The following is a 21,821-nucleotide window of genomic DNA, read 5'->3' on the forward strand; positions in this document are numbered from 1 at the left end:
GTCAGCCGTCAGCCGTCAGCCGTCAGCCGTCAGCCGTCAGCCGTCAGCCGTCAGCCGTCAGCCGTCAGCCGTCAGCCGTCAGCCGTCAGCCGTCAGCCGTCAGCGCCCGGCTCTCGCCGTACGAACGCCGCCCCCGCGTCCCGCAGTCGGGCGTGCAGACGGTGGAACACCGCTGCCGACCGCTCGCCCGGCCAGTCGGGCGGCAGCAGGGCGGCGGGCAGGCCAGGGTCCGCGTACGGCAGGCGGCGCCAGGAGTCCAGGGCGAGCAGATAGTCACGGTAGGCCTCCTCGGGCGGCACTTCGGACGACGTCTGCGCGCGTGCCTCCCAGGCCCGCAGGGCGGGTTCGTGCAGCCCAAGGAACTCGTCGTGCTGCTTGGCGATCGCCGTCAGGTCCCACCACCGGCCGACCGCCTCGGCCGTCGGTGCGAAGCCCAGGTGCTCGCCCCGGAACAGGTCGACGTACGGGGCGAGTTGGAGGCGTTCCAGGGTGTGCCGGGTCTCGTCGTACAGCCGCGCCGGGGCGATCCACACGCCGGGCGCCGCCGTGCCGAAGCCGAGCCCCGCGAGCCGGGAGCGCAGCACATGGCGCTTGTTGCGCTCCGACTCGGGGACCGAGAAGACGGCCAGGACCCAGCCGTCACGCGCGCGTGGACGCGCGTGCGGGTAGATGCGGCGGTCGCCGTCGTCGAGCAACTGGCGCGCGTCGGCGGACAGGGCGTACCCGGCGGCGCCGCTCGCGGTGCGCTCGGGCACCAGGAGCCCGCGCCGTTTGAGCCGGGAGACCGACGACCGTACGGACGGGGCGTCCACGCCCACGGCGGCGAGCAGGCGGATCAGCTCGGCGACCGCGAGGGAGCCGGCCGTCTCGCGCCCGTACGCGCCGTAGAGGGTGACGATCAGGGATCGGGGTGTGTGCTGCTCGGCCACGTGATCACTCTAGGGCCCGCAGCCTGAAGCGCTGCAGCTTGCCGGTCGGCGTCCGGGGGAGGGCGTCGAGGAAGACGACCTCGCGCGGGCACTTGTAGGGGGCGAGCTCGGCCTTCACGTGGTCGCGCAGCAGCCCGGCCATGGCCTCCCCGCCCACCACCCCGTCGCGCAGCACGCAGTACGCCACGACCACCTGCCCGCGGGCCTCGTCGGGGCGGCCGATCACGGCCGTCTCCACCACGTCGGGGTGGCGCATCAGCGCGTCCTCCACCTCTGGGCCCGCGATGTTGTACCCGGCCGAGATGATCATGTCGTCGGCGCGGGCGACATAGCGGAAGTAGCCGTCGGGCTCGCGCACATAGGTGTCGCCGGTGAGGTTCCAGCCTCCTTGGACGTACTCCGACTGGCGGGGGTCGGCCAGATAGCGGCAGCCGACCGGTCCGCGCACCGCGAGCAGACCCGGCTCGCCGTCAACCACCGGTTGACCCGAGGCGTCGACCACGCGCGCGTGCCAGCCGGGCACCGGTTTGCCGGTGGCGCCCGGTCTGATGTCGTCGTCCGCCGCCGAGATGAAGATGTGCAGCAGTTCGGTGGCGCCGATGCCGTTGATGATGCGCAGCCCGGTGCGTTCGTGCCACGCTCGCCAGGTCGCGGCGGGCAGGTTCTCCCCGGCCGACACACAGCGCCGCAGTGCCCCCACGTCGTACCCGTCGAGCTCCTCCAGCATCGCCCGGTAGGCGGTCGGCGCGGTGAACAGGACGGAGACCCGGTGCCGGGCGAGCGCGGGCAGCAGCTGCTTGGGGCCCGACTGTTCGAGCAGCAGCGAGGAGGCGCCCGCCCGCATCGGGAAGATGACCAGGCCGCCCAGGCCGAAGGTGAAGCCGAGTGGCGGGCTGCCCGCGAAGACATCGTCGGGGCGGGGGCGCAGGACGTGCCGGGCGAAGGTGTCCGCGATGGCCAGCACGTCCCGGTGGAAGTGCATACAGCCCTTGGGGCGGCCGGTGGTGCCCGAGGTGAACGCGATCAGCGCCACGTCGTCCGCCGCCGTCGCCACGGCCGTGAACGGCCCCCGGGCCGTGGGCGCGTCGGCGAGGCGCAGCAGGTCGTCGGCCGTACTACCCCCGTAGGGGGTGATACGCAGCCCCGGCACGGCGGCCTTCTCCAGGTCCTCCAGCGACCGCGCGTCGCACAGGGCGTGCCCGATCCGGCCGAGCTCGCAGATGGTGGCGAGCTCGTGGGGCCGCTGCTGGGCCAGTACGGTGACGGCCACCGCGCCCGCCTTCATCACCGCCAGCCAGCACGCGGCCAGCCACGGCGTGGTGGGCCCCCGCAGCAGGACCCGGTTGCCCGGGACCACACCGAGCTCGGTGGTGAGGACGTGGGCGATCCGGTCGACCCTGGCGCGCAGCTCGCCGTACGTCCACGGCGCGCCCTCCGCCGTACGGAAGACGGGCCGGTCCGCGCCGAACCGCTCGATCGTGCGGTCCAGGAGCTCGGCGCCGCAGTTGAGCCGCTCGGGGTAGCGCAGCTCGGGGAGGTCGAAGACCAGTTCCGGCCACTGATCGGCGGGCGGCAGATGGTCGCGGGAAAACGTGTCGGCATGCGCTGAGGTCTTCAGCTCCATACGGGATCGCCCCCTTGTCGCATCTGGAGCGTATCGTTTGGATGACGACAGTCAACGGTTCGCGATACGAGCAGTTTTACGGGTTGGTAGGGCGGGCTTACGGGTCGGTGGGGACGGGTTGGCGAGTCGGTGCACTGAAAGCTCGGGAGTCGGTCGGCTCAAACCCGGAGTCGGTGTACGGAACACGGCGGGGACGCAGCGAGACTGGACGCGAGACGAGAGGGGCCGCCATGCCCGCATTCGCGCTGGAGCCGGAGCAGCAGGAGTGGTGCGCATGGCTGCGCACCACCGCCGGGGAGCGGTTGCGTCCCCTTGCGGACAAGGGTGACCCGGGGCGCGTGAACCGGCCACTCGTCGCCGCCCTCGGCGAGCTCGGGCTCCTGGAGCGGCTGTTCGCCTCGGGCGCGCTCGACCTGTGTCTGATGCGCGAGTCACTGGCGTACGCGTGTACCGAGGCGGAGACCGCGCTCGCCCTCCAGGGGCTCGGCGCCCACCCCGTGGCCGCGCACGGCACCGAGGCGCAGCGGGCCCGCTGGCTGCCCGAGGTCACCGCGGGGCGGGCCGTGGCCGCCTTCGCGCTGAGCGAGCCGGACGCGGGCTCCGACGCGGCCGCCCTCGCCCTCAAGGCCGAGCCGGACGGCGGCGGTTGGCGGCTGACCGGTGAGAAGTGCTGGATCTCCAACGCGCCCGAGGCCGACTTCTGCACCGTGTTCGCCCGGACCACCGAGGGCGCCGGGGCACGCGGCGTGACCGCCTTCCTGGTCCCCGCCGACCGGTCCGGGCTGAGCGGTACCGCCCTCGACATGCTCTCCCCGCACCCGGTCGGGACGCTCGTCTTCGACGGGGTGCGCGTCGGCGCGGGCGACGTCCTGGGGGAGCCCGACCGGGGCTTTCGCGTCGCCATGGGCACGCTGAACCTGTTCCGGCCGAGCGTCGGCGCGTTCGCGGTCGGGATGGCGCAGGCGGCGCTGGACGCGACCGTCGCGCACACCGCGCGCCGCAGCGCGTTCGGCGGCCCGCTCAAGGACCTCCAGGCGGTCGCCCACCAGGTCGCGGAGATGGCGACCCGTACGGAGGCGGCGCGGCTGCTCGTGTACGGGGCGGCTGCCGCGTACGACAGGGGTGCGCCGGAGGTTCCCAAGTATTCGGCGATGGCGAAACTGCTCGCCACGGAGACCGCGCAGTACGTGGTCGACACGGCCGTCCAGCTCCACGGCGCGCGGGCGCTGCGGCGGGGCCATCTGCTCGAACATCTCTACCGAGAGGTGCGCGCGCCCCGGATCTACGAGGGCGCGACCGAGGTGCAGCGCACGATCATCGCGAAGGAGCTGTACCGATGAATCTCCACCGGGTGAACCCCGCCGAACTCTCCCCGGCCACCGGCTTCAGCCACGCCGTCGTCGCCACCGGCGGGCGGCTGGTCTTCCTCGCGGGCCAGACCGCGCTCGACGCCGACGGCAAGGTGGTGGGCGAGACGCTGCCGGAGCAGTTCCGGACCGCGCTCACCAACCTCCTCGCCGCGCTCGCCGCCGCCGGGGGCACCCCGGCCGACCTGGCCCGGGTCACCGTGTACACCACGGACGTGGCGGACTACCGCGCCCGCGCCCACGAACTCGGGCTCATCTGGCGCCAGCTGGCCGGGCGTGATTACCCGGCGATGGCGGTGATCGGCGTCGTACGGCTGTGGGACGAGCAGGCGCGGGTGGAGCTGGACGGGTTCGCGGTGTTGGACTGACGGCTATCGGCTGGCAGATGACAGATAGCAGCTGACGACTGCCAGCTGACCGTCACCCCTCAATCGTCACTTCCCCCGTGCACATACCGGGGAATTAGAGCCCGCACAAGTCTTGTCAGTGCAATTTCACATTACTATGTTACAGCTCACGCGGCGGCTCACCAGGCCCCCAACTGCCGCACAGAACCAGGCGATTCACCCCATCTTCGGGGCGGCTTCGCCGTGCCCCGCCAAAGACCGCCGCTGCTAGACCCGTACACGCATCCCCGCACCGCCGCGCCACCCCCCAATCACCTCCCACACAGGAGACTTCGGTGTCCCAGCTCAGATCCGCCCGCAAGCCCCTGCTCGCCGCCGCCGTCGCGGCGACCCTGCTCGTCACCGCCGGGCAGGCCGCACAGGCAGCCCAGGCCCCGCACCCCGCCAAGGCCGACGCCTCGCGCGCCCTCCCCGCCACCTTCTCCGGGCGGTCCGCCCCGGGCGCCGACACGGGGGCGAACCCGTTCGACGAGGTCGACCACATCGCCAAGGCGCCCAAGCAGACGGCCCGTCAGCTGCCCGCACCCGGCGGCCAGCAGGAGGGACGCATAGCCGGGCCGCAGACCCGCGCGGTCGCCCCGGCCGCCCACAAGGGGCTGCGCGCCGCCGGAGTCGCCTGCACCCTCGACGGCATCACCGGCCTGAGCCCGCAGGGGCTCGCCGACTTCCTCACGGACCCGGCCGTCACCGCCGACGGCTGTCTGCGCGGGCTCATCTGGACCTGGGACGCGCGCCTGGCGCCGGTCATGTCCGACGCCCACGTACAGGCCGTCGCCCGGCGCGCCACCAGCCTCGCCGCCTCCCACGACGGCAAGAACAGCAGCCATCTGCTCGAACTGTTCACCTACCTCCACGCGGTCGCGTACCAGGACTACGGGCGTGACGAGATCGACGTCACCGACCAGCCCACGGTCGACGCGATGCGCGAGGCCGTCGCCGCGCTCGGCTCCGCCGCGCACACCTTCGACGTCACCCCGCAGAACGCCCAGACCCTGCGCGAGGCGCTGTACGCGGCGAGCGCGCCGGGGCTGCGGCAGCACCAGCTCCCCCTGATCAAGCGGGTCCTGGCGACCATGGCGCCGGGCGCTCCGACCGCCGCCAGCAAGGACTGGGCCGGCGCCGCGCTCGCCGCGCTCTCCGTCAACTACCTCGGCGTCTACCCGGGCAACAAGGACACCGCGTTCCACGCCGCCGCGGCCGCCGACCCCGCCTACCGCGCCGCCTTCCGCGCCTTCTCCGGCTACACCCACCTCAAAGGCACGGACAACGCCTGGGCGGTCCGCGACGCGCTGTCGGAGTACGGCCGCTTCGGCCAGATCGACGCCGTCAAGAGCCAGATCGTGCCCGACCTCGGCGCCCTGCTGGCGATCACCGAGACGAACTTCGGCAAGATGAGCCCGCCCTGGATGTCGCTCGCGAGCTGGCTCAACGTCTACGGCGAGTGCGCCGCGTACAACGTGTGCAAGGACCAGGTCGAGAAGCAGCTCTTCACCCACACGTACAGCTACGACAACGGCGCCATCCAGGTCCGCACGGCCCTCGACCAGGCCACCGTCGACCAGCTGTACTACGCGAGCAAGCAGGTGAAGTCGCAGTACTTCCGGGTGCTCGGCACCGACAAGCCGCTCGCGGGCGACACCAACACCACGCTCCACATCCACCTGTACGCCTCGCGCGCCGACTACGAGGTCTTCCAGCCGTTCCTGACCGGCCTGTCCACCAACAACGGCGGGATGTACATCGAGGACGGCGCGACCTTCTACACCTACCAGCGCCGGGTGCCGCAGGACTCCACGCTCACCCTCGAAGAGCTCTTCCGGCACGAGTACACGCACTACCTCAACGGCCGCTGGGCGGTGCCCGGGACGTTCGGGCAGGGCGCCTGGTACACCGGCGACCGCACCACGGCCATGGACGAGGGGACCGCCGAGTTCTTCGACGGCGGCACCCGCGGCGACGGCATCGCCGTGCGTAAGTCGCTGGTCAAGGGCATCATCAACGACACGGCGCGCGGCGGCCCGCGGATGAGCGTCGACCAGCTGCTGCACGCCACGTACGACGGCGACGGCTTCCGCTTCTACAACTACGCGGGAACGTTCTTCGAGTTCCTGTGGAACGAGCGGCCCTCGCTGCTGCGGGAGATGTACGGGTACCTGCGCGCGGACGACCCGGCGGGCTTCGACGCCTGGCGCAACCGGATGGGCCGGGACGCGGAGCTGCAGGCCGAGTACAACGCGTTCCTGGACGCGCAGATAGCCAAGGTGGACACGCTGTACGTGCCCGACACCAAGTACACCCCCAACGCCAAGCTGAAGTACTCGGCCCTGTCGGGCGTGCGCACCGCGTTCGCCAAGTCCACCTACACCCAGCCGGACTGCGTCGAGAACGGCGACCCGGGCAAGCGCCGCTTCACCTGCACGGGCCGGATCACCGCGCGCCTCGCCGACGCGAACGACCCGGACCAGGTCTTCGTGGACATGTCCGAGACGGTCGACTCCTTCATCCTCGACCGGGCGGAGAAGGGGGGCAACAACCTCGCCGACATGAACTGTTCCTTCGGAACAGTGGACATCTGGTCCAACAAGGCGGGCGGCACCTCCACTTACTCCTGTGAGGGCCCGCTGCGCAGCTGACGTCCCGGCTCCGGGGCCGGGGCGACTCCGACCGCTCCGGCCCCTTGGCCGCCTTGGAGGAATGTGACATATTACTGTGGTGCCCAAGAGACACCCCCTGGACGCCGTGATCGTCGGCGCCGGAGTCGTCGGTGCGGCCTGCGCGTACTACGCGGGGCGCTCCGGACTCCGCGTCGCGGTGGTCGACCGCGGTCCCGTCGCGGGCGGCACCACGGGTGCGGGGGAAGGCAATCTGCTCGTCTCCGACAAGGAGGCGGGCCCCGAGCTCGACCTCGCGCTGCTGTCCACCCGACTCTGGCGCGACCTCGCCCACGTCCTCCCACCGGAGATCGAGTACGAGCCCAAGGGCGGTCTCGTCGTGGCGCCCGACGAGACCGCTCTCACGGCGCTGCGCACGTTCGCCGAAGGGCAGCGCAAGGCCGGGGTGCAGGCGCGCGAGATCGCCCCCGACCGGCTGTACGACCTGGAGCCCCATCTCGCCCCCGGCCTCGCCGGCGGCTTCCTCTACCCGCAGGACGCCCAGGTCCAGCCCGCCCAGGCGGCCGCGCAACTCCTGCGCGCGGCACGCCAGTTCGGCGCCGAGATCCATCTGGACCAGGAGGTCGAGGACGTCCTCACCGGGCCGGACGGCCGCGTCCGGGGCGTCCGCACCCCGCAGGGCGACCTGCTCGCCCCGGCCGTCGTCAACGCCGCCGGGACCTGGGGCGGCGAGGTCGCCGCCCTGGCGGGCACCTCGCTGCCGGTGCTGCCCCGCCGCGGCTTCGTCCTGGTCACCGAGCCGCTGCCGCGCCTGGTGCGGCACAAGGTGTACGCCGCCGACTACATCGCGGACGTCGCCAGCGGCTCGGCCGCGCTCCAGTCCTCCGCGGTGGTCGAGGGGACGGCCGCGGGGCCGGTCCTGATCGGCGCCACGCGCGAGCGCGTGGGCTTCGACCGCGCGCTGTCGACCGAGGCGCTGCGCCGCCTCGCCGTCCAGGCCGCCGCCCTGTTCCCGGTCCTCACGGGCGTCCGCGCGATCCGTACGTACCATGGCTTCCGCCCCTACCTTCCCGACCATCTGCCCGCGATCGGCCCCGACCTCCGGGTGCCGGGCCTGCTGCACGCGTGCGGCCACGAGGGCGCGGGCATCGGCCTCGCACCGGCCACCGGCCTGCTGCTCGCCTCGGCGCTGCGGGGCGAGCGCACGGCCCTGGACCTCCGGCCGTTCAGGCCCGACCGGTTCGCGGAGCAGGAGCACGACGGTGAGTACGAGCAGGGGGCCGGCCGATGACGAAGGCGTACGAGCCGGAGGACGGCTCCACGGCGAGCCGCCCCGACCCCAGCCGCTCCGACCCCAACAGCTTCGACGCCAACCGCTCCGACCCCAACAGCTCCGACGCCAACCGCTCCGACCCCAATCGCCCCACCCCCAACCGCCGCTCCCCGAGGGGCGCCTCCTCGCCCGCCGCGCTCGTCCGGGCGACCCCCGGCCCCGCCTTCGACCTCACCTTCGACGGCCGGCCGATCACCGCACTGCCGGGGCAGAGCATCGCCGCCGCGCTCTGGGCCGCCGGGATCCTCTCCTGGCGCACCACGCGCGCGGGGGGCGAGCCGCGCGGCGCGTTCTGCGGGATCGGCGCCTGCTACGACTGCCTCGCCACCGTCAACGGCCGCCCCAACCAGCGCGCCTGCCTCGTCGCGGCCCGCCCCGGCGACGCGATCACCACCCAGGAGGGCACCGGCCATGCCGACCTCGCCGTCTGAGCCGTCTGAGCCGTCTGAGCCGTCTGAGCCGTCTCAGCCCTCTGAGCTGCCGGAGCCGGCCGGGCCGTCCGACCTGGCCGTCGTCGGCGCCGGACCCGCCGGGCTCGCGGCGGCCGTGGCCGCGGCCGACCTCGGCCTGAGCGTGACCGTCCTGGACGCGGGGGAGCGGCCCGGCGGCCAGTTCTACCGGCACCCCGCACCGGGCCTGCGCGCCGCCCGGCCCGAGGCGCTGCACCACGACTGGGAGGCGTTCGCCACGCGCGCGTCCCGGCTCGAAGCCCACCGTCGGGCGGGCCGGGTCACCTACCTCGCCGCCCACCACGTCTGGACGGTGGTACGGGACGCGGCCACGGGGGAGTGGCTGCTGCACGCGGTCGCGAGCGGCCCCGGCGGCGAGGAGAGTCCGGCCACGGTCCGGGCGCGGGCGGTGCTGCTCGCGACCGGCGCGTACGAACGCCAACTCCCCTTCCCCGGCTGGACCCTGCCCGGCGTCGTCGGCGCGGGCGGGGCGCAGGCCATGTTGAAGTCCGGCCTGGTGCTGCCCGGCAGGCGGATCGTGGTGGCGGGCAGCGGCCCGCTGCTGCTCGCCGTCGCCGCCTCGCTCGCGGCGGCCGGGGCCACCGTCCCGGCCGTGGTCGAGGCGTCCGCGTACACCTCGTACGCACGCGAACTGCCCGCGCTCCTCCGCAACCCCGGCAAACTGGGCGAGGGGGCGCTGTATGGCGGCGGGCTGCTGCGGCACCGGGTGCGGCTGCTGACCCGGCACGCGGTGACGGCCGCGCACGGCAGCGGCCGCGTCGAGGCCGTGACGGTGTCCCGGCTCGACCGCGACTGGCGGCCCGTGCCGGGCAGCGAGCGCCGGGTGCCGTGCGACGCGCTCGCGGTCGGCCACGGGCTCGTCCCCCAGCTGGAGCTGGCGACCGGCCTGGGCTGCGCCACCCGCCCTACGGCCGACGGCACCCTCGCCCTGGAGCTCGACCCCGCGCAGCGCACCTCCGTGCCCGGGATCTGGGCGGCGGGGGAGACCGGCGGCATCGGGGGCGCGCAACTGGCGCTCACCGAAGGTGAGTTGGCGGCAGCGGCGATCGCGTACGAGCTCCACGGAACCCGGCGTCCGCGGGGGATCGCCGCTCTGGTGCGCGGGCGGGCACGGCTGCGCCGGTTCGCGGAGGCGATGGCGGCCGCGCACCGGCCCGGCGACGGCTGGACCGGGTGGGTGGACGACGCCACCCTGGTGTGCCGCTGCGAGGAGGTTCCGGCCGGGCGGATCAGGGAGGCCGTCAAGGACCTCGGCGCGCACGACGCCAGGAGCGTGAAACTGCTGACCAGGGCCGGTATGGGGTGGTGCCAGGGCAGGATGTGCGGCCAGGCCGTGGCCTGCCTCGCGGGCGGCGGGCCGGCCGAGGACCGGCGGCCGCTGTCCTGCCCGGTGGAGCTCGGCCACCTCGCCCAACTACCGCCCTCCGCAAGCTGACCGCGCCCCCCGGACGGCCGTCCGTGAACAGACGACCGCTGTCATCACCCTGGTGCGCCTCTTGTGGCCGACGTACAGCGTTCAGTAAAATGTCACACACCACACTAGGGAGTCACCGATGACGTCTGCCCAGACCGCCGTGTCCGCCCGCCCCTCCGCCGCCCGGCAGCCCTGGCGCGGCATCATGGTCGCCACCGCCCTGCCCCTGCGCGAGGACCTGTCCGTCGACTACGACGCCTACGCCGACCATGTGCGCTGGCTGATCGACAACGGCTGCGACGGCGTCGTGCCGAACGGCTCCCTCGGCGAGTACCAGACCCTCACCGACGAGGAACGGACCCGGGTCGTCCAAGTCGCCGTGGAAGCGGCGGGCGACGGGGACCGGGTGATGCCCGGCGTCGCCGCGTATGGCAGCGCCGAGAGTCGCCGCTGGGCCGAGCAGGCCGCCGAGGCGGGCGCGGGCTCGGTCCTGCTGCTCCCGCCGAACGCCTACCGCGCCGACGAGAGTGCGGTGCGCGCCCACTACGCCGAGGTGGCGCGGGCCGGAGTGCCGGTCGTCGCGTACAACAACCCCATCGACACCAAGGTCGACCTCACGCCGCCGCTCCTCGCGCAGCTGCACCGGGACGGCAGTATCGTCGCGGTCAAGGAGTTCAGCGGGGACGTGCGCCGGGCGTACGAGATCGCCGAACTCGCCCCGGAGCTCGACCTGTTGATCGGCGCCGACGACGTACTCCTCGAACTCGCCCTCGCGGGCGCGGTCGGCTGGGTCGCCGGGTACCCCAACGCGCTGCCCGCCGCCTCGGCCACCCTCTACCGCGCCGCCGTCGCCGGGGACCTGGAGACCGCCCTGCCGCTCTACAGGTCACTGCATCCGCTGCTGCGCTGGGACTCGAAGACCGAGTTCGTGCAGGCCATCAAACTGTCCATGGACATCGCCGGACGGCCCGGCGGCCCGGTCCGGCCGCCGCGCGCCCGGCTCCTGGGGGACCAGGAGTCCGCCGTCCGCGCGGCCACCGAGAAGGCACTCGCGGAAGGGCTCCGCTGACCATGCGCACACGTCACGTCTACCACGCGGTCGACTCGCACACCGAGGGCATGCCCACCCGGGTGATCACCGGCGGAGTCGGTGTCATCCCGGGCGCGACCATGGCCGAGAAGCGGCTCCACTTCCTCGACCACCTCGAACACCTCCGCACGCTGCTGATGTACGAGCCGCGCGGCCACGCCTCCATGAGCGGCGCGATCCTCCAGCCGCCCACCCGCCCCGACGCCGACTACGGCGTCCTGTACATCGAGGTCTCCGGACTGCTGCCGATGTGCGGCCACGGGACGATCGGCGTGGCCACCGTGCTGGTGGAGACCGGCATGGTGGCGGTGACCGAACCGGTCACCACGGTCCGCCTCGACACCCCCGCCGGGCTGGTGAGCGTCGACGTCCAGGTGGCGGACGGCGAGGCGAAGTCCGTCACGCTCACCAACGTGCCGTCCTTCTGCCTCGGGCTCGACCGCAAGGTGGAGGTGCCCGGCCACGGCACGGTCACCTACGACATCGCGTACGGCGGGAACTTCTACGCCTTCGTCCACCTCGACGACCTCGGGCTGCCCTTCGACCGGGCGCGCAAGGACGACCTGCTCGCCGCCGGGCTCGCGATCATGGACGCCATCAACGCCACCGACCGGCCGGTGCACCCGGAGAACCCCGAGATCGGCGGCGTCAAGCACGTCTACCTGGCCGCGCCCGGCTCGGACGCGGTCCGCTCCCGGCACGCCATGGCGATCCACCCGGGCTGGTTCGACCGCTCCCCGTGCGGCACCGGCACCTCCGCCCGGATGGCGCAGCTGCACGCCCGGGGCGAACTCCCGCTCCACCGCGACTTCGTCAACGAGTCTTTCATCGGTACGGAGTTCACCGGCAGGCTCATCGAGGAGACCGCGGTCGGCGGCCACGTGGCGGTGGTGCCGACGGTGACCGGACGCGCCTGGATCACCGGGACGGCCCAGTACTTCCTGGACCCGTCCGACCCCTTCCCGGCGGGCTTCCTGCTGTGAGCGAACCCGGCATGGATCTCGCCCTGGTCGGCGCCGAGGAGATCGCCCGCCTGCTCACGCCCGCCGCGGCCGCCGAGGCGGTGGCGGGCGTGCTGCGCGACGGGTTCGACCCCGAGTCGGACCCGCCGCGCGTCAACCTGCCGGTCACGGCGGGGGAGCTGCTGCTGATGCCCGCCGCGTCGGGGGCGTACGCGGGAGTGAAGATCGCGGGCGTCGCCCCGGCCAACCCGGCGCGCGGCCTGCCCCGGATCACCGGAAGCTATCTGCTCCTGGACGGCGCGACCCTGCTGCCGCTCGCCCTGCTGGACGGCGCGGCCCTGACGACCCTGCGCACCCCGGCCGTCTCCGCGGTCGCGCTCGCGCACCTGGCGGCGCCCGAAGCGGCTCGGCTCGTCCTGTTCGGCGCGGGCCCGCAGGCGTACGGACATCTGCGAGCGGCCCTGGCCGTACGGGAGTTGAAGGACGTCACCGTGGTCGCCCGCAGCCCCGAGGCCGTCGAGGCGCTGGTGGCGTACGCCCGTACGCTCGGGCTTGAGGCGCGGGGCGGCACCCCGGACGACGTCCGCGACGCCGACCTCGTCATCTGCTGCACCACCGCGCGCGAGCCGCTGTTCGACGGCCGGCTCGTCGCGGACGGGGCCACCGTGGTCGCGGTCGGCTCGCACGAACCGGACGCCCGCGAGACCGACTCGGCGCTCGTGCGGCGCTCGGCGGTGTACGTGGAGTCGCGGGCGGCGGCCCTGCGCGAGGCGGGCGATCTGCTGATCCCGCTGACCGAGGGCGCGATCGGGCCCGGCCAGGTGATGGGCAACCTCGCCGAGCTCGTCAACGGGCGGGCCGCCGTGCCATCCGATCGCCCGCGCCTCTTCAAAAGTGTGGGCATGGCCTGGGAGGATCTGGCGGTGGCGGCGGCATGGCACCGTGCACGGTGCAACCCGACAGGGCAACGTGACATTGTACGCTGAGCCTCCGCGGATTCACGGAGGAAGTGCCATGGGCGACCTGAAGCAGCGCAATCTCATCACGGCCCAGGAACGGCTGCGCGACCAGGTCGCCCACGCCCTGCGCGCCGCCCTGGTCGCCGGTGAACTCCGCCCCGGCAACATCTACTCCGCCCCCGGCCTCGCCGCGGACTTCGGCATCTCGGCCACCCCGGTCCGCGAGGCGATGCTCGACCTGGCCCGCGAAGGACTCGTCGAACCCGTACGGAACAAGGGCTTTCGCATCACCGAGGTGAGCGAGCGCGACCTCGACCAGTACACGGAACTGCGCGCGATGATCGAGGTGCCCACCGTCGGCAAGGTGACGCAGATCGCCACCGTGGAGCAGCTGGAGGAACTGCGGCCCGTCGCCGAGGAGATCGTCGCCCACGCGCGCGACCACAACCTCATCGGCTATCTCGACGCCGACCGCCGCTTCCACCTCCAGCTCCTCGGCCTCGCCGGGAACGAGCGGCTCGTCGAGACCGTCGGCGACCTGCGCAAGCGCTCCCGTCTTTACGGACTGACCCGGCTCGACGAGCGCGGCCAGCTCATCTCCTCGGCCGAGGAGCACATCGAGCTCCTCGACCTGATGGTGGCGGGCGACGAGCTCGCCGCCGAGGAGTGCATGGCCCGCCACCTCGGCCATGTCCGCTCGCTGTGGGCGCAGGCCCGCGACGAGCCGGTGGAGCCGCGCCCCAAGCGCACCCTGGGCAACCGCTGACCTGCGCACGGTGACGACTGCCGGGCTGCGGCGGGCCGTTGGGGCGGGCGGGACTTGATCGACTGGTGAGGCCCAGGGGCCGGGCTTAGTGTCGAGGGGTGGACGGGACCGTCCACCGTCCCTCGTGCGAGGGCAAGGTCCGCCATGACGAGTTCGCAGCCGACACCCACGACCGACACCGCCGCCCCCGACCGCGGAGGCGGCGGCAAGGGGATCGCGCTCCTGGTCATCGCCTCGTGCCAGTTGATGGTGGTGCTCGACATCACCATCGTGAACATCGCGCTTCCGCACATCCAGAGCGCCCTGGACTTCTCCACGACCAGCCTGGCCTGGGTGGTGAGCGCCTACACGCTCACCTTCGGCGGGCTGCTGCTGCTCGGCGGCCGGACCGGCGACATCCTCGGCAGACGCCGGGTGTTCGTCTTCGGCGTCGTGCTCTTCGCGATCGCCTCCCTGCTGGGCGGACTCTCCCAGGACTCCGGCCAGTTGCTGGCCGCGCGCGCCTTCCAGGGCGTCGGCGGCGCCATCGCCTCGCCGACCGCGCTGGCCCTGATCACCACCACGTTCACCGAAGGCCCCGAGCGCAACCGGGCGTTCGGCGTCTTCGCGGCGGTCTCCGCGGGCGGCGGCGCGATCGGCCTGCTCGCCGGCGGCCTGCTCGTCGAATGGCTCGACTGGCGCTGGGTGTTCTTCGTCAACGTGCCGATCGCGGCGCTGATCGTCCTCGCGACGCCCCGGCACATCCAGGAGTCCGAGCGCCATCCGGGCCACTTCGACTTCACCGGCGCGCTCACCTCGACGCTCGGCATGACCGCGCTGGTGTACGGCTTCATCCGCGCCGCCCAGGAGGGCTGGCGCGACCCGTACACCCTGGGGTCCTTCGGCGCCGCCGTACTGCTGCTCGTGGCGTTCTTCCTGGTGGAGCGGCGTTCGGAGCGGCCCATCACGCCGCTGCACATGTTCGCCGACCGCAACCGCGCGGGCACCTACGGCATCATGCTGAGCCTCGCCGCCGCGATCTTCGGCATGTTCTTCTTCCTCACGCTGTTCGTGCAGAACGTGCTGGGCTTCAGCCCGCTGAAGGCCGGGCTCGCGTTCCTGCCGGTCAGCGCCGTCATCGCGGTGGGCGCGGGGATCGCCTCGCAGCTGCTGCCCAAGTACGGCCCCAAGCCCTTCATGGTGACGGGCTCGGTCCTGGCCGCGGCGGGCCTGTCGTGGCTGACGCTCACCGACATCCACTCCACGTACGCGGGCAGCATCCTGGGCCCGATGCTCGTCTTCAGCCTCGGCATGGGCCTGAACTTCGTCTCGCTGACGCTGATGGCCGTCTCGGGCGTGCCCGTGCACGAGACGGGCGCGGCCTCCGGCATGCTCAACGCCACCCAGCAGGTGGGCGGCTCGCTGGGCCTGTCCATCCTGGTCACGGTCTTCGGCACGGCCAGCCGCAACGAGGCGAGCGACCAGGTGCCCAAGTTCCTGCACCAGGCGACCCCCGCCGAGCGCCTGGCGTTCCAGCGCACCGGCAAGCTCCCGCGCCCCTGGAGCGACCAGGTGCTCGCCTCCGGGGTCTCCACCGCCTTCATCGTGGCCGCGATCTTCGCGGTTGTGGCCGCGGTGATCGCCCTGCTGGTCATCCAGGTCCGCCCCGCGGACCTGGAGCGCCTCCAGGGCGGAATGACCCCCGGTCCCTGAGGCCGCCCGGCGGGGACGATCTCAGGGACCGGGGACCGGCGGCGCATGTACGGAAGCAGCCGCCGGACGATCTACGGGCTTCTCTGCTAAATGTCCCAGCAGATTAAATGTCCCGGAAGATCTCGATCTGTGCGCCCACCGAGTTGAGCCGCTCCGCCAGCTCCTCGTAGCCGCGGTTGATCACGTACACATTGCGCAGTACGGACGTGCCCTCCGCCGCCATCATCGCGAGCAGGACCACCACCGCCGGGCGCAGCGCGGGCGGGCACATCATCTCCGCCGCGCGCCAGCGGGTCGGGCCCTCGACGAGCACCCGGTGCGGGTCGAGGAGCTGGAGGCGGCCGCCGAGGCGGTTGAGGTCCGTGAGGTAGATCGCACGGTTGTCGTAGACCCAGTCGTGGATGAGGGTCTTGCCCTGCGCCACGGCCGCGATCGCCGCGAAGAACGGCACGTTGTCGATGTTGAGGCCGGGGAACGGCATCGGGTGGATCTTGTCGATCGGCGCCTCCAGCTTGGAGGGGCGGACCGTGAGGTCGATCAGCCGGGTGCGGCCGTTGTCGGCCGCGTACTCCGCCGAGCGGTCGTGGTCCAGGCCCATCTCCTCCAGGACCGCGAGCTCGATCTCCAGGAACTCGATCGGCACCCGACGGATCGTCAGCTCCGACTCGGTGACCACCGCGGCGGCCAGCAGGCTCATCGCCTCGACCGGGTCCTCGGACGGCGAGTAGTCGACGTCGACGTCGATGTCCGGCACGCCGTGCACGGTCAGCGTGGTGGTGCCGACGCCGTCGACCCGTACGCCCAGCGCCTCCAGGAAGAAGCAGAGGTCCTGGACCATGTAGTTGGAGGAGGCGTTGCGGATGACGGTGACGCCGTCGTTGCGGGCGGCGGCCAGCAGCGCGTTCTCGGTCACCGTGTCGCCGCGCTCGGTCAGCACGATCGGGCGGTCCGGGGCGGTCCGCGTCACCTCGGCGTGGTAGATGCCCTCGGTGGCCGTGATGTCCAGGCCGAAGCGGCGCAGGGCGATCATGTGCGGCTCGATGGTGCGCGTACCGAGGTCGCAGCCGCCCGCGTAGGGCAGCCGGAAGCGGTCCATGCGGTGCAGCAGCGGGCCCAGGAACATGATGATGGAGCGGGTCCGGCGGGCGGCCTCCGCGTCCATGCCGTCCATGTCGAGGTCGGCCGGGGGCACGATCTCCAGGTCGACGCCGTCATTGATCCAGCGGGTGCGCACCCCGATGGAGTTCAGGACCTCCAGGAGCCGGAAGACCTCTTCGATACGGGCCACCCGGCGCAGCACGGTGCGGCCCTTGTTGAGGAGCGAGCCGCAGAGCAGCGCCACGCAGGCGTTCTTGCTCGTCTTGACGTCGATGGAGCCGGAGAGCCGGCGCCGGCCGACCACCCGCAGATGCATGGGCCCGGCGTAGCCGAGGGAGACGATCTCGCTGTCGAGTGCTTCGCCGATGCGGGCGATCATCTCAAGGCTGATGTTCTGGTTCCCGCGCTCGATGCGGTTCACGGCGCTCTGGCTCGTGCCCAGAGCCTCGGCCAACTGCGTCTGCGTCCAGCCCCGGTGCTGCCGGGCGTCACGGATGAGCTTGCCGATGCGTACGAGGTAGTCGTCTGACATGGCGGCAGGTTATCTCACATATGAGATGAGATTCCTGTTGGGGTGCGCCGTCGGGGTGAGGACTGTGTGAAGCGCCGTCAGTTCCGATGGTGGTGCGGCGCGAGCGCCGGGGCAACCGGAGTGCATCCGTCCGGGGCCCTTCGGGGCAGCCCGCGCACGCGTACGGGGCGTGCCCGCGCATGACCAGCGGCCGCCCATGTACTAGAGTTATCTCGACATCGAGATATCTGCCGAGGCGCACCGCGGCCGCACGTCATCGACGAAGTGACGGTAAGGGTGACCTAACTTAGCCTTACCTTAGCGGATTGGCTATCCAGCGTGGCGGCAGGATGCGGTGGAACGCGCACATATATGAAGGAGACTGTCGTGTCGGCGAACAGCTTCGACGCCCGCAGCACGCTGCAGGTGGGCGACGAGTCGTACGAGATCTTCAAGCTGGACAAGGTCGAGGGCTCCGCGCGCCTCCCCTACAGCCTGAAGGTGCTGCTGGAGAACCTGCTCCGTACCGAGGACGGCGCGAACATCACCGCCGACCACATCCGGGCGCTCGGCGGCTGGGACTCCCAGGCGCAGCCCAGCCAGGAGATCCAGTTCACGCCGGCCCGCGTGATCATGCAGGACTTCACCGGCGTGCCCTGTGTCGTCGACCTCGCCACCATGCGCGAGGCCGTCAAGGAGCTCGGCGGCGACCCGGCGAAGGTCAACCCGCTCTCCCCGGCCGAGCTGGTCATCGACCACTCCGTCATCGCCGACAAGTTCGGCACCAAGGATGCGTTCGCGCAGAACGTGGAGCTGGAGTACGGCCGCAACAAGGAGCGCTACCAGTTCCTGCGCTGGGGCCAGACCGCCTTCGACGACTTCAAGGTTGTCCCGCCGGGCACCGGCATCGTCCACCAGGTCAACATCGAGCACCTCGCTCGTACGGTCATGGTCCGCAACGGCCAGGCCTACCCCGACACCCTGGTCGGCACCGACTCGCACACCACCATGGTCAACGGCCTCGGTGTGCTGGGCTGGGGCGTCGGCGGCATCGAGGCCGAGGCCGCGATGCTCGGCCAGCCGGTCTCGATGCTCATCCCGCGCGTCGTCGGCTTCAAGCTGACCGGCGAGCTGAACCCGGGCACCACCGCCACCGACCTGGTCCTCACGATCACCGAGATGCTGCGCAAGCACGGCGTCGTCGGCAAGTTCGTCGAGTTCTACGGTGAGGGCGTCGCCGCCACCTCGCTGGCCAACCGCGCCACCATCGGCAACATGTCGCCGGAGTTCGGCTCCACCGCCGCGATCTTCCCGATCGACGGCGAGACGCTGAAGTACCTGCGTCTGACCGGCCGCTCCGAGCAGCAGGTCGCGCTGGTCGAGGCGTACGCCAAGGAGCAGGGCCTGTGGCTGGACCCGGCCGCCGAGCCCGACTTCTCCGAGAAGCTGGAGCTCGACCTCTCCACGGTCGTCCCCTCCATCGCCGGCCCGAAGCGCCCGCAGGACCGCATCGTCCTGGCCAACGCCGCCCAGCAGTTCGCCCTTGACGTGCGCAACTACGTCGAGGACGACGACGAGGCGGGCAAGGAGTCCTTCCCGGCCTCCGACGCCCCGGCCGCCACCAACGGCGTCCCGAGCCGCCCGACCACCGTGGTCGCCGCCGACGGTTCGACGTACGAGATCGACCACGGCGCCGTCACCGTCGCCGCGATCACCTCCTGCACCAACACCTCGAACCCGTACGTGATGGTCGCCGCGGCCCTCGTCGCGAAGAAGGCGGTCGAGAAGGGCCTGTCCCGCAAGCCGTGGGTCAAGACCACGCTCGCCCCGGGCTCGAAGGTCGTCACGGACTACTTCGACAAGGCCGGTCTGACGCCCTACCTCGACAAGATGGGCTTCAACCTGGTCGGCTACGGCTGCACCACCTGCATCGGCAACTCGGGCCCGCTGGACGAGGAGATCTCGAAGGCGGTCAACGAGCACGACCTCGCGGTCACCTCGGTGCTCTCCGGCAACCGCAACTTCGAGGGCCGGATCAACCCCGACGTCAAGATGAACTACCTGGCGTCCCCGCCGCTGGTCGTCGCGTACGCCATCGCCGGTTCGATGAAGGTCGACATCACCACCGAGGCCATCGGCACCGACACCGACGGAAACCCGGTCTTCCTCAAGGACATCTGGCCGACCGAGGCCGAGGTCAACGACGTCGTGGCCAACGCCATCGGCGAGGACATGTTCAACAAGTCCTACCAGGACGTCTTCGCGGGTGACGCGCAGTGGCAGTCGCTGCCGATCCCGACCGGCAACACCTTCGAGTGGGACCCGCAGTCCACCTACGTCCGCAAGCCCCCTTACTTCGAGGGCATGCAGATGGAGACGACCCCGGTCACCGACATCACGGGCGCGCGCGTCCTGGCGAAGCTGGGCGACTCGGTCACCACCGACCACATCTCCCCGGCCGGTGCGATCAAGGCCGACACCCCCGCTGGCAAGTACCTCACGGAGCACGGCGTCAGCCGCCGCGACTTCAACTCCTACGGCTCGCGCCGTGGCAACCACGAGGTCATGATCCGCGGCACGTTTGCCAACATCCGCCTGCGCAACCAGATCGCGCCGGGCACCGAGGGCGGCTTCACCCGCGACTTCACGGTCGAGGGCGCCCCGGTCTCCTTCATCTACGACGCCTCCCAGAACTACCAGGCCGCCGGCATCCCGCTGGTCATCCTGGCGGGCAAGGAGTACGGCTCGGGCTCGTCCCGCGACTGGGCCGCCAAGGGCACGGCGCTGCTCGGCGTCAAGGCCGTCGTCGCCGAGTCCTACGAGCGCATCCACCGCTCGAACCTCATCGGCATGGGCGTCCTCCCGCTCCAGTTCCCCGAGGGCGCCACGGCGGCGTCGCTGGGCCTGACGGGCGAGGAGACCTTCTCCATCACGGGCGTCACCGAGCTGAACGACGGCACGACCCCGCGCACGGTGAAGGTCACCACGGACACGGGCGTGGAGTTCGACGCGGTGGTCCGCATCGACACCCCCGGCGAGGCGGACTACTACCGCAACGGCGGCATCATGCAGTACGTGCTGCGGAACCTGATCCGTAACTAGGGATCGGGCTCTGCCAAGAGGCAGACCTTGATACGACTTGAGGGGCAGCACTCCAGGTGAACCTGGGGCGCGGCCCCTCAGCGTCTTTCACATCAGGACGTGGATGTGCCCGTGTCAGCAGAGACAGTCAGGCTATGCCAGGTAGAAAACCGCACGTCTTCCTCACGGCCCTTCCCCTACGGTTCGCTGCTCCGTACACGCGGACCTTGCCTCCGTAGGCAAGCAGCGACCCGGGCGATGCCGCAGCGTCGTGCTTGAACCTGTGCGGACTGCGACGCCAGGCCCGTCGAGTGCTATGGGAGAACCGTGCGCGAGCGCGTGGATCGGCGGCAGATCGCCGAACTCGCCGCCCGGCTGACCCAAGCAGCACGCGAAGCCAGCGAAGACCACGACGAACTGCTCGCCCCCACGTCACGGACTGGCCTTGACTACGGTCGAGGAACGCTGGCCCACCCCACTCCTGTTCGGCCAGCATGACCCCGTTATCTACCTTCCCGGTCGACGCCCTTCCCGTCTGTGTGGGCGAACAAGCCAATGCTGTCGCCGAGTTCACCCGGATTCCCGCCGACACAGCGGTCACGATGGCACTTGCCGCGCTCTCCACGGCCGCCAGTGTGCGCGTCGACGTCCAGATCCGCGACGGCTGGACCCACCTAGACGAACCTCTACCTGGTCGCCGCGATGCCCCGGCCTCCTGAAAGTCCGATGTCTTTGCCGCCTTGGCCCGTCCGCTATACGGCGTCGAGGCCGAGGTCGGGTAGGGGCTGCCGAAGCGCGAGCCGACGGCATCATGCAAAGACTGGCAAGGCCGACGACGCCACTGGCTGCACTGCCTTGGGCGGCGTAGTCACCGGCCTACATATGGACGCCGAGTTCATCACCGTCCCACCCATGCCCCGCCTGCCCGCCTCGGGTGACGTCGCCCCTGAGACCTGACCAAGCTCCTGGCCACACAGGGAGACAGAGGCGTCCTGTCTCCGGAAGGCGACCTGCTCGACATAATTTCGGGTCGTTACAATGACAAACCCAATCTCGGAGTCTTTGCAGGCCCAAGAGGGCGAGCGCCTGCAGGTCGAATACATCACCCGCGAAGTCGGCATGGGCAAGAAGCCCGCCCTCGCCATCGACATCACTCCGCGGCCCCGTTCTGACGGAACTCGCCCAAACCTCGGCGCCCGCGGCCGAGACCTGTTGGCCCGCTTCTTCCTCTCTTCCTGTCGCCTCAACCCATGGATTTTGCAAGGTTTCTGTTCCATCGAACGTGCGATCGCCATCGGCGAGTACTACAACACCCACGTGCTGGTGGCCTTCACCCTCATGGCGACCGACGCGGGCAGAGAGAGGCCCCAACCGGTGCTCGACTGGGTCCGCCGGACCACGGCGATCAGATTCAAGGCGCATGAACCCGGTATGGCCCGCTGCCGCGCTTTCCCACCGCGAGCGCCACAGCCCCGGCGCCCAGATCCCTCAAGGAGCTCGGTTGCC

15 protein-coding genes and 1 pseudogene are annotated in these 21,821 nt (G+C 71.4%); 13 read left to right on the top strand and 3 right to left on the bottom strand.

What is annotated here, in order from left to right; translation table 11 throughout:
* Positions 1-92: 92 nt before the first annotated feature.
* Positions 93-929: a PaaX family transcriptional regulator C-terminal domain-containing protein gene (locus BX283_RS30325; protein WP_101390641.1), complete on the bottom strand. Its 837-nt coding sequence runs from the start codon at positions 927-929 to the stop codon at positions 93-95.
* A 4-nt stretch (positions 930-933) separates the two neighbouring features.
* A complete protein-coding gene (locus tag BX283_RS30330) occupies positions 934-2,553 on the bottom strand; it encodes an AMP-binding protein (protein WP_180357289.1) in 1,620 nt (539 codons plus the stop codon).
* 230 nt (positions 2,554-2,783) lie between these two features.
* Here BX283_RS30330 and BX283_RS30335 point away from each other — a divergent pair, with 230 nt between their 5' ends.
* From BX283_RS30335 to BX283_RS30385, 11 genes and pseudogenes are all read left to right on the top strand, one after another.
* The gene (locus BX283_RS30335; protein ID WP_101390642.1) at positions 2,784-3,893 is read left to right on the top strand and encodes an acyl-CoA dehydrogenase family protein; all 1,110 of its coding nucleotides are present in this window, start codon (positions 2,784-2,786) and stop codon (positions 3,891-3,893) included.
* Positions 3,890-4,288, top strand: coding sequence for a RidA family protein (locus BX283_RS30340; RefSeq protein WP_101390643.1), 399 nt, complete (start codon positions 3,890-3,892; stop codon positions 4,286-4,288). The genes BX283_RS30335 and BX283_RS30340 overlap by 4 nt, the downstream gene beginning before the upstream one ends.
* A gap of 314 nt (positions 4,289-4,602) precedes the next feature.
* Positions 4,603-6,960: a collagenase gene (locus BX283_RS30345; protein ID WP_101390644.1), complete on the top strand. Its 2,358-nt coding sequence runs from the start codon at positions 4,603-4,605 to the stop codon at positions 6,958-6,960.
* Between the two features lie 79 nt (positions 6,961-7,039).
* Positions 7,040-8,230, top strand: coding sequence for an FAD-binding oxidoreductase (locus BX283_RS30350; RefSeq protein WP_101392652.1), 1,191 nt, complete (start codon positions 7,040-7,042; stop codon positions 8,228-8,230).
* Between the two features lie 161 nt (positions 8,231-8,391).
* Positions 8,392-8,703: pseudogene (locus BX283_RS30355) on the top strand ((2Fe-2S)-binding protein); the annotation flags it as partial.
* Positions 8,684-10,177 carry an NAD(P)/FAD-dependent oxidoreductase gene (locus BX283_RS30360; protein WP_101390646.1) on the top strand — a complete coding sequence of 498 codons (1,494 nt, stop codon included), beginning with the start codon at positions 8,684-8,686 and terminating at the stop codon, positions 10,175-10,177. The pseudogene BX283_RS30355 and the gene BX283_RS30360, both read left to right, overlap by 20 nt.
* A 118-nt stretch (positions 10,178-10,295) precedes the next feature.
* Positions 10,296-11,225 carry a dihydrodipicolinate synthase family protein gene (locus BX283_RS30365; protein ID WP_101390647.1) on the top strand — a complete coding sequence of 310 codons (930 nt, stop codon included), beginning with the start codon at positions 10,296-10,298 and terminating at the stop codon, positions 11,223-11,225.
* A 2-nt stretch (positions 11,226-11,227) separates the two neighbouring features.
* On the top strand, positions 11,228-12,229 hold the full coding sequence (locus BX283_RS30370; protein ID WP_101390648.1) for a proline racemase family protein: 1,002 nt from the start codon (positions 11,228-11,230) through the stop codon (positions 12,227-12,229).
* 11 nt (positions 12,230-12,240) lie between these two features.
* Positions 12,241-13,194 (top strand): ornithine cyclodeaminase family protein, encoded by a 954-nt coding sequence (locus BX283_RS30375; protein ID WP_101390649.1) that lies wholly within the window; start codon positions 12,241-12,243, stop codon positions 13,192-13,194.
* A gap of 28 nt (positions 13,195-13,222) precedes the next feature.
* Complete coding sequence (locus BX283_RS30380) at positions 13,223-13,933, top strand: GntR family transcriptional regulator (RefSeq protein WP_101390650.1); 711 nt, start codon at positions 13,223-13,225, stop codon at positions 13,931-13,933.
* Positions 13,934-14,077: 144 nt separating this feature from the next.
* The gene (locus BX283_RS30385) at positions 14,078-15,625 is read left to right on the top strand and encodes an MFS transporter (RefSeq protein WP_101390651.1); all 1,548 of its coding nucleotides are present in this window, start codon (positions 14,078-14,080) and stop codon (positions 15,623-15,625) included.
* 103 nt (positions 15,626-15,728) lie between these two features.
* On the opposite strand, the gene BX283_RS30390 is transcribed toward BX283_RS30385, so the two are convergent.
* Entirely contained in the window at positions 15,729-17,255 is a 1,527-nt protein-coding gene (locus tag BX283_RS30390) for a UDP-N-acetylglucosamine 1-carboxyvinyltransferase (protein WP_101390652.1), read from the bottom strand.
* 366 nt (positions 17,256-17,621) lie between these two features.
* On the opposite strand from BX283_RS30390, the gene acnA reads away from it, so the two are divergent.
* Together acnA and BX283_RS30400 are read left to right on the top strand one after the other, a co-directional pair.
* Positions 17,622-20,336 carry an aconitate hydratase AcnA gene (acnA, locus tag BX283_RS30395; RefSeq protein ID WP_101390653.1) on the top strand — a complete coding sequence of 905 codons (2,715 nt, stop codon included), beginning with the start codon at positions 17,622-17,624 and terminating at the stop codon, positions 20,334-20,336.
* A gap of 473 nt (positions 20,337-20,809) precedes the next feature.
* Positions 20,810-21,034 carry a hypothetical protein gene (locus BX283_RS30400; RefSeq protein ID WP_101390654.1) on the top strand — a complete coding sequence of 75 codons (225 nt, stop codon included), beginning with the start codon at positions 20,810-20,812 and terminating at the stop codon, positions 21,032-21,034.
* Positions 21,035-21,821: the final 787 nt, after the last annotated feature.

It is taken from the genome of Streptomyces sp. TLI_146 (assembly GCF_002846415.1).
In the GTDB taxonomy this organism is placed as follows: Bacteria; Actinomycetota; Actinomycetes; order Streptomycetales; family Streptomycetaceae; genus Streptomyces.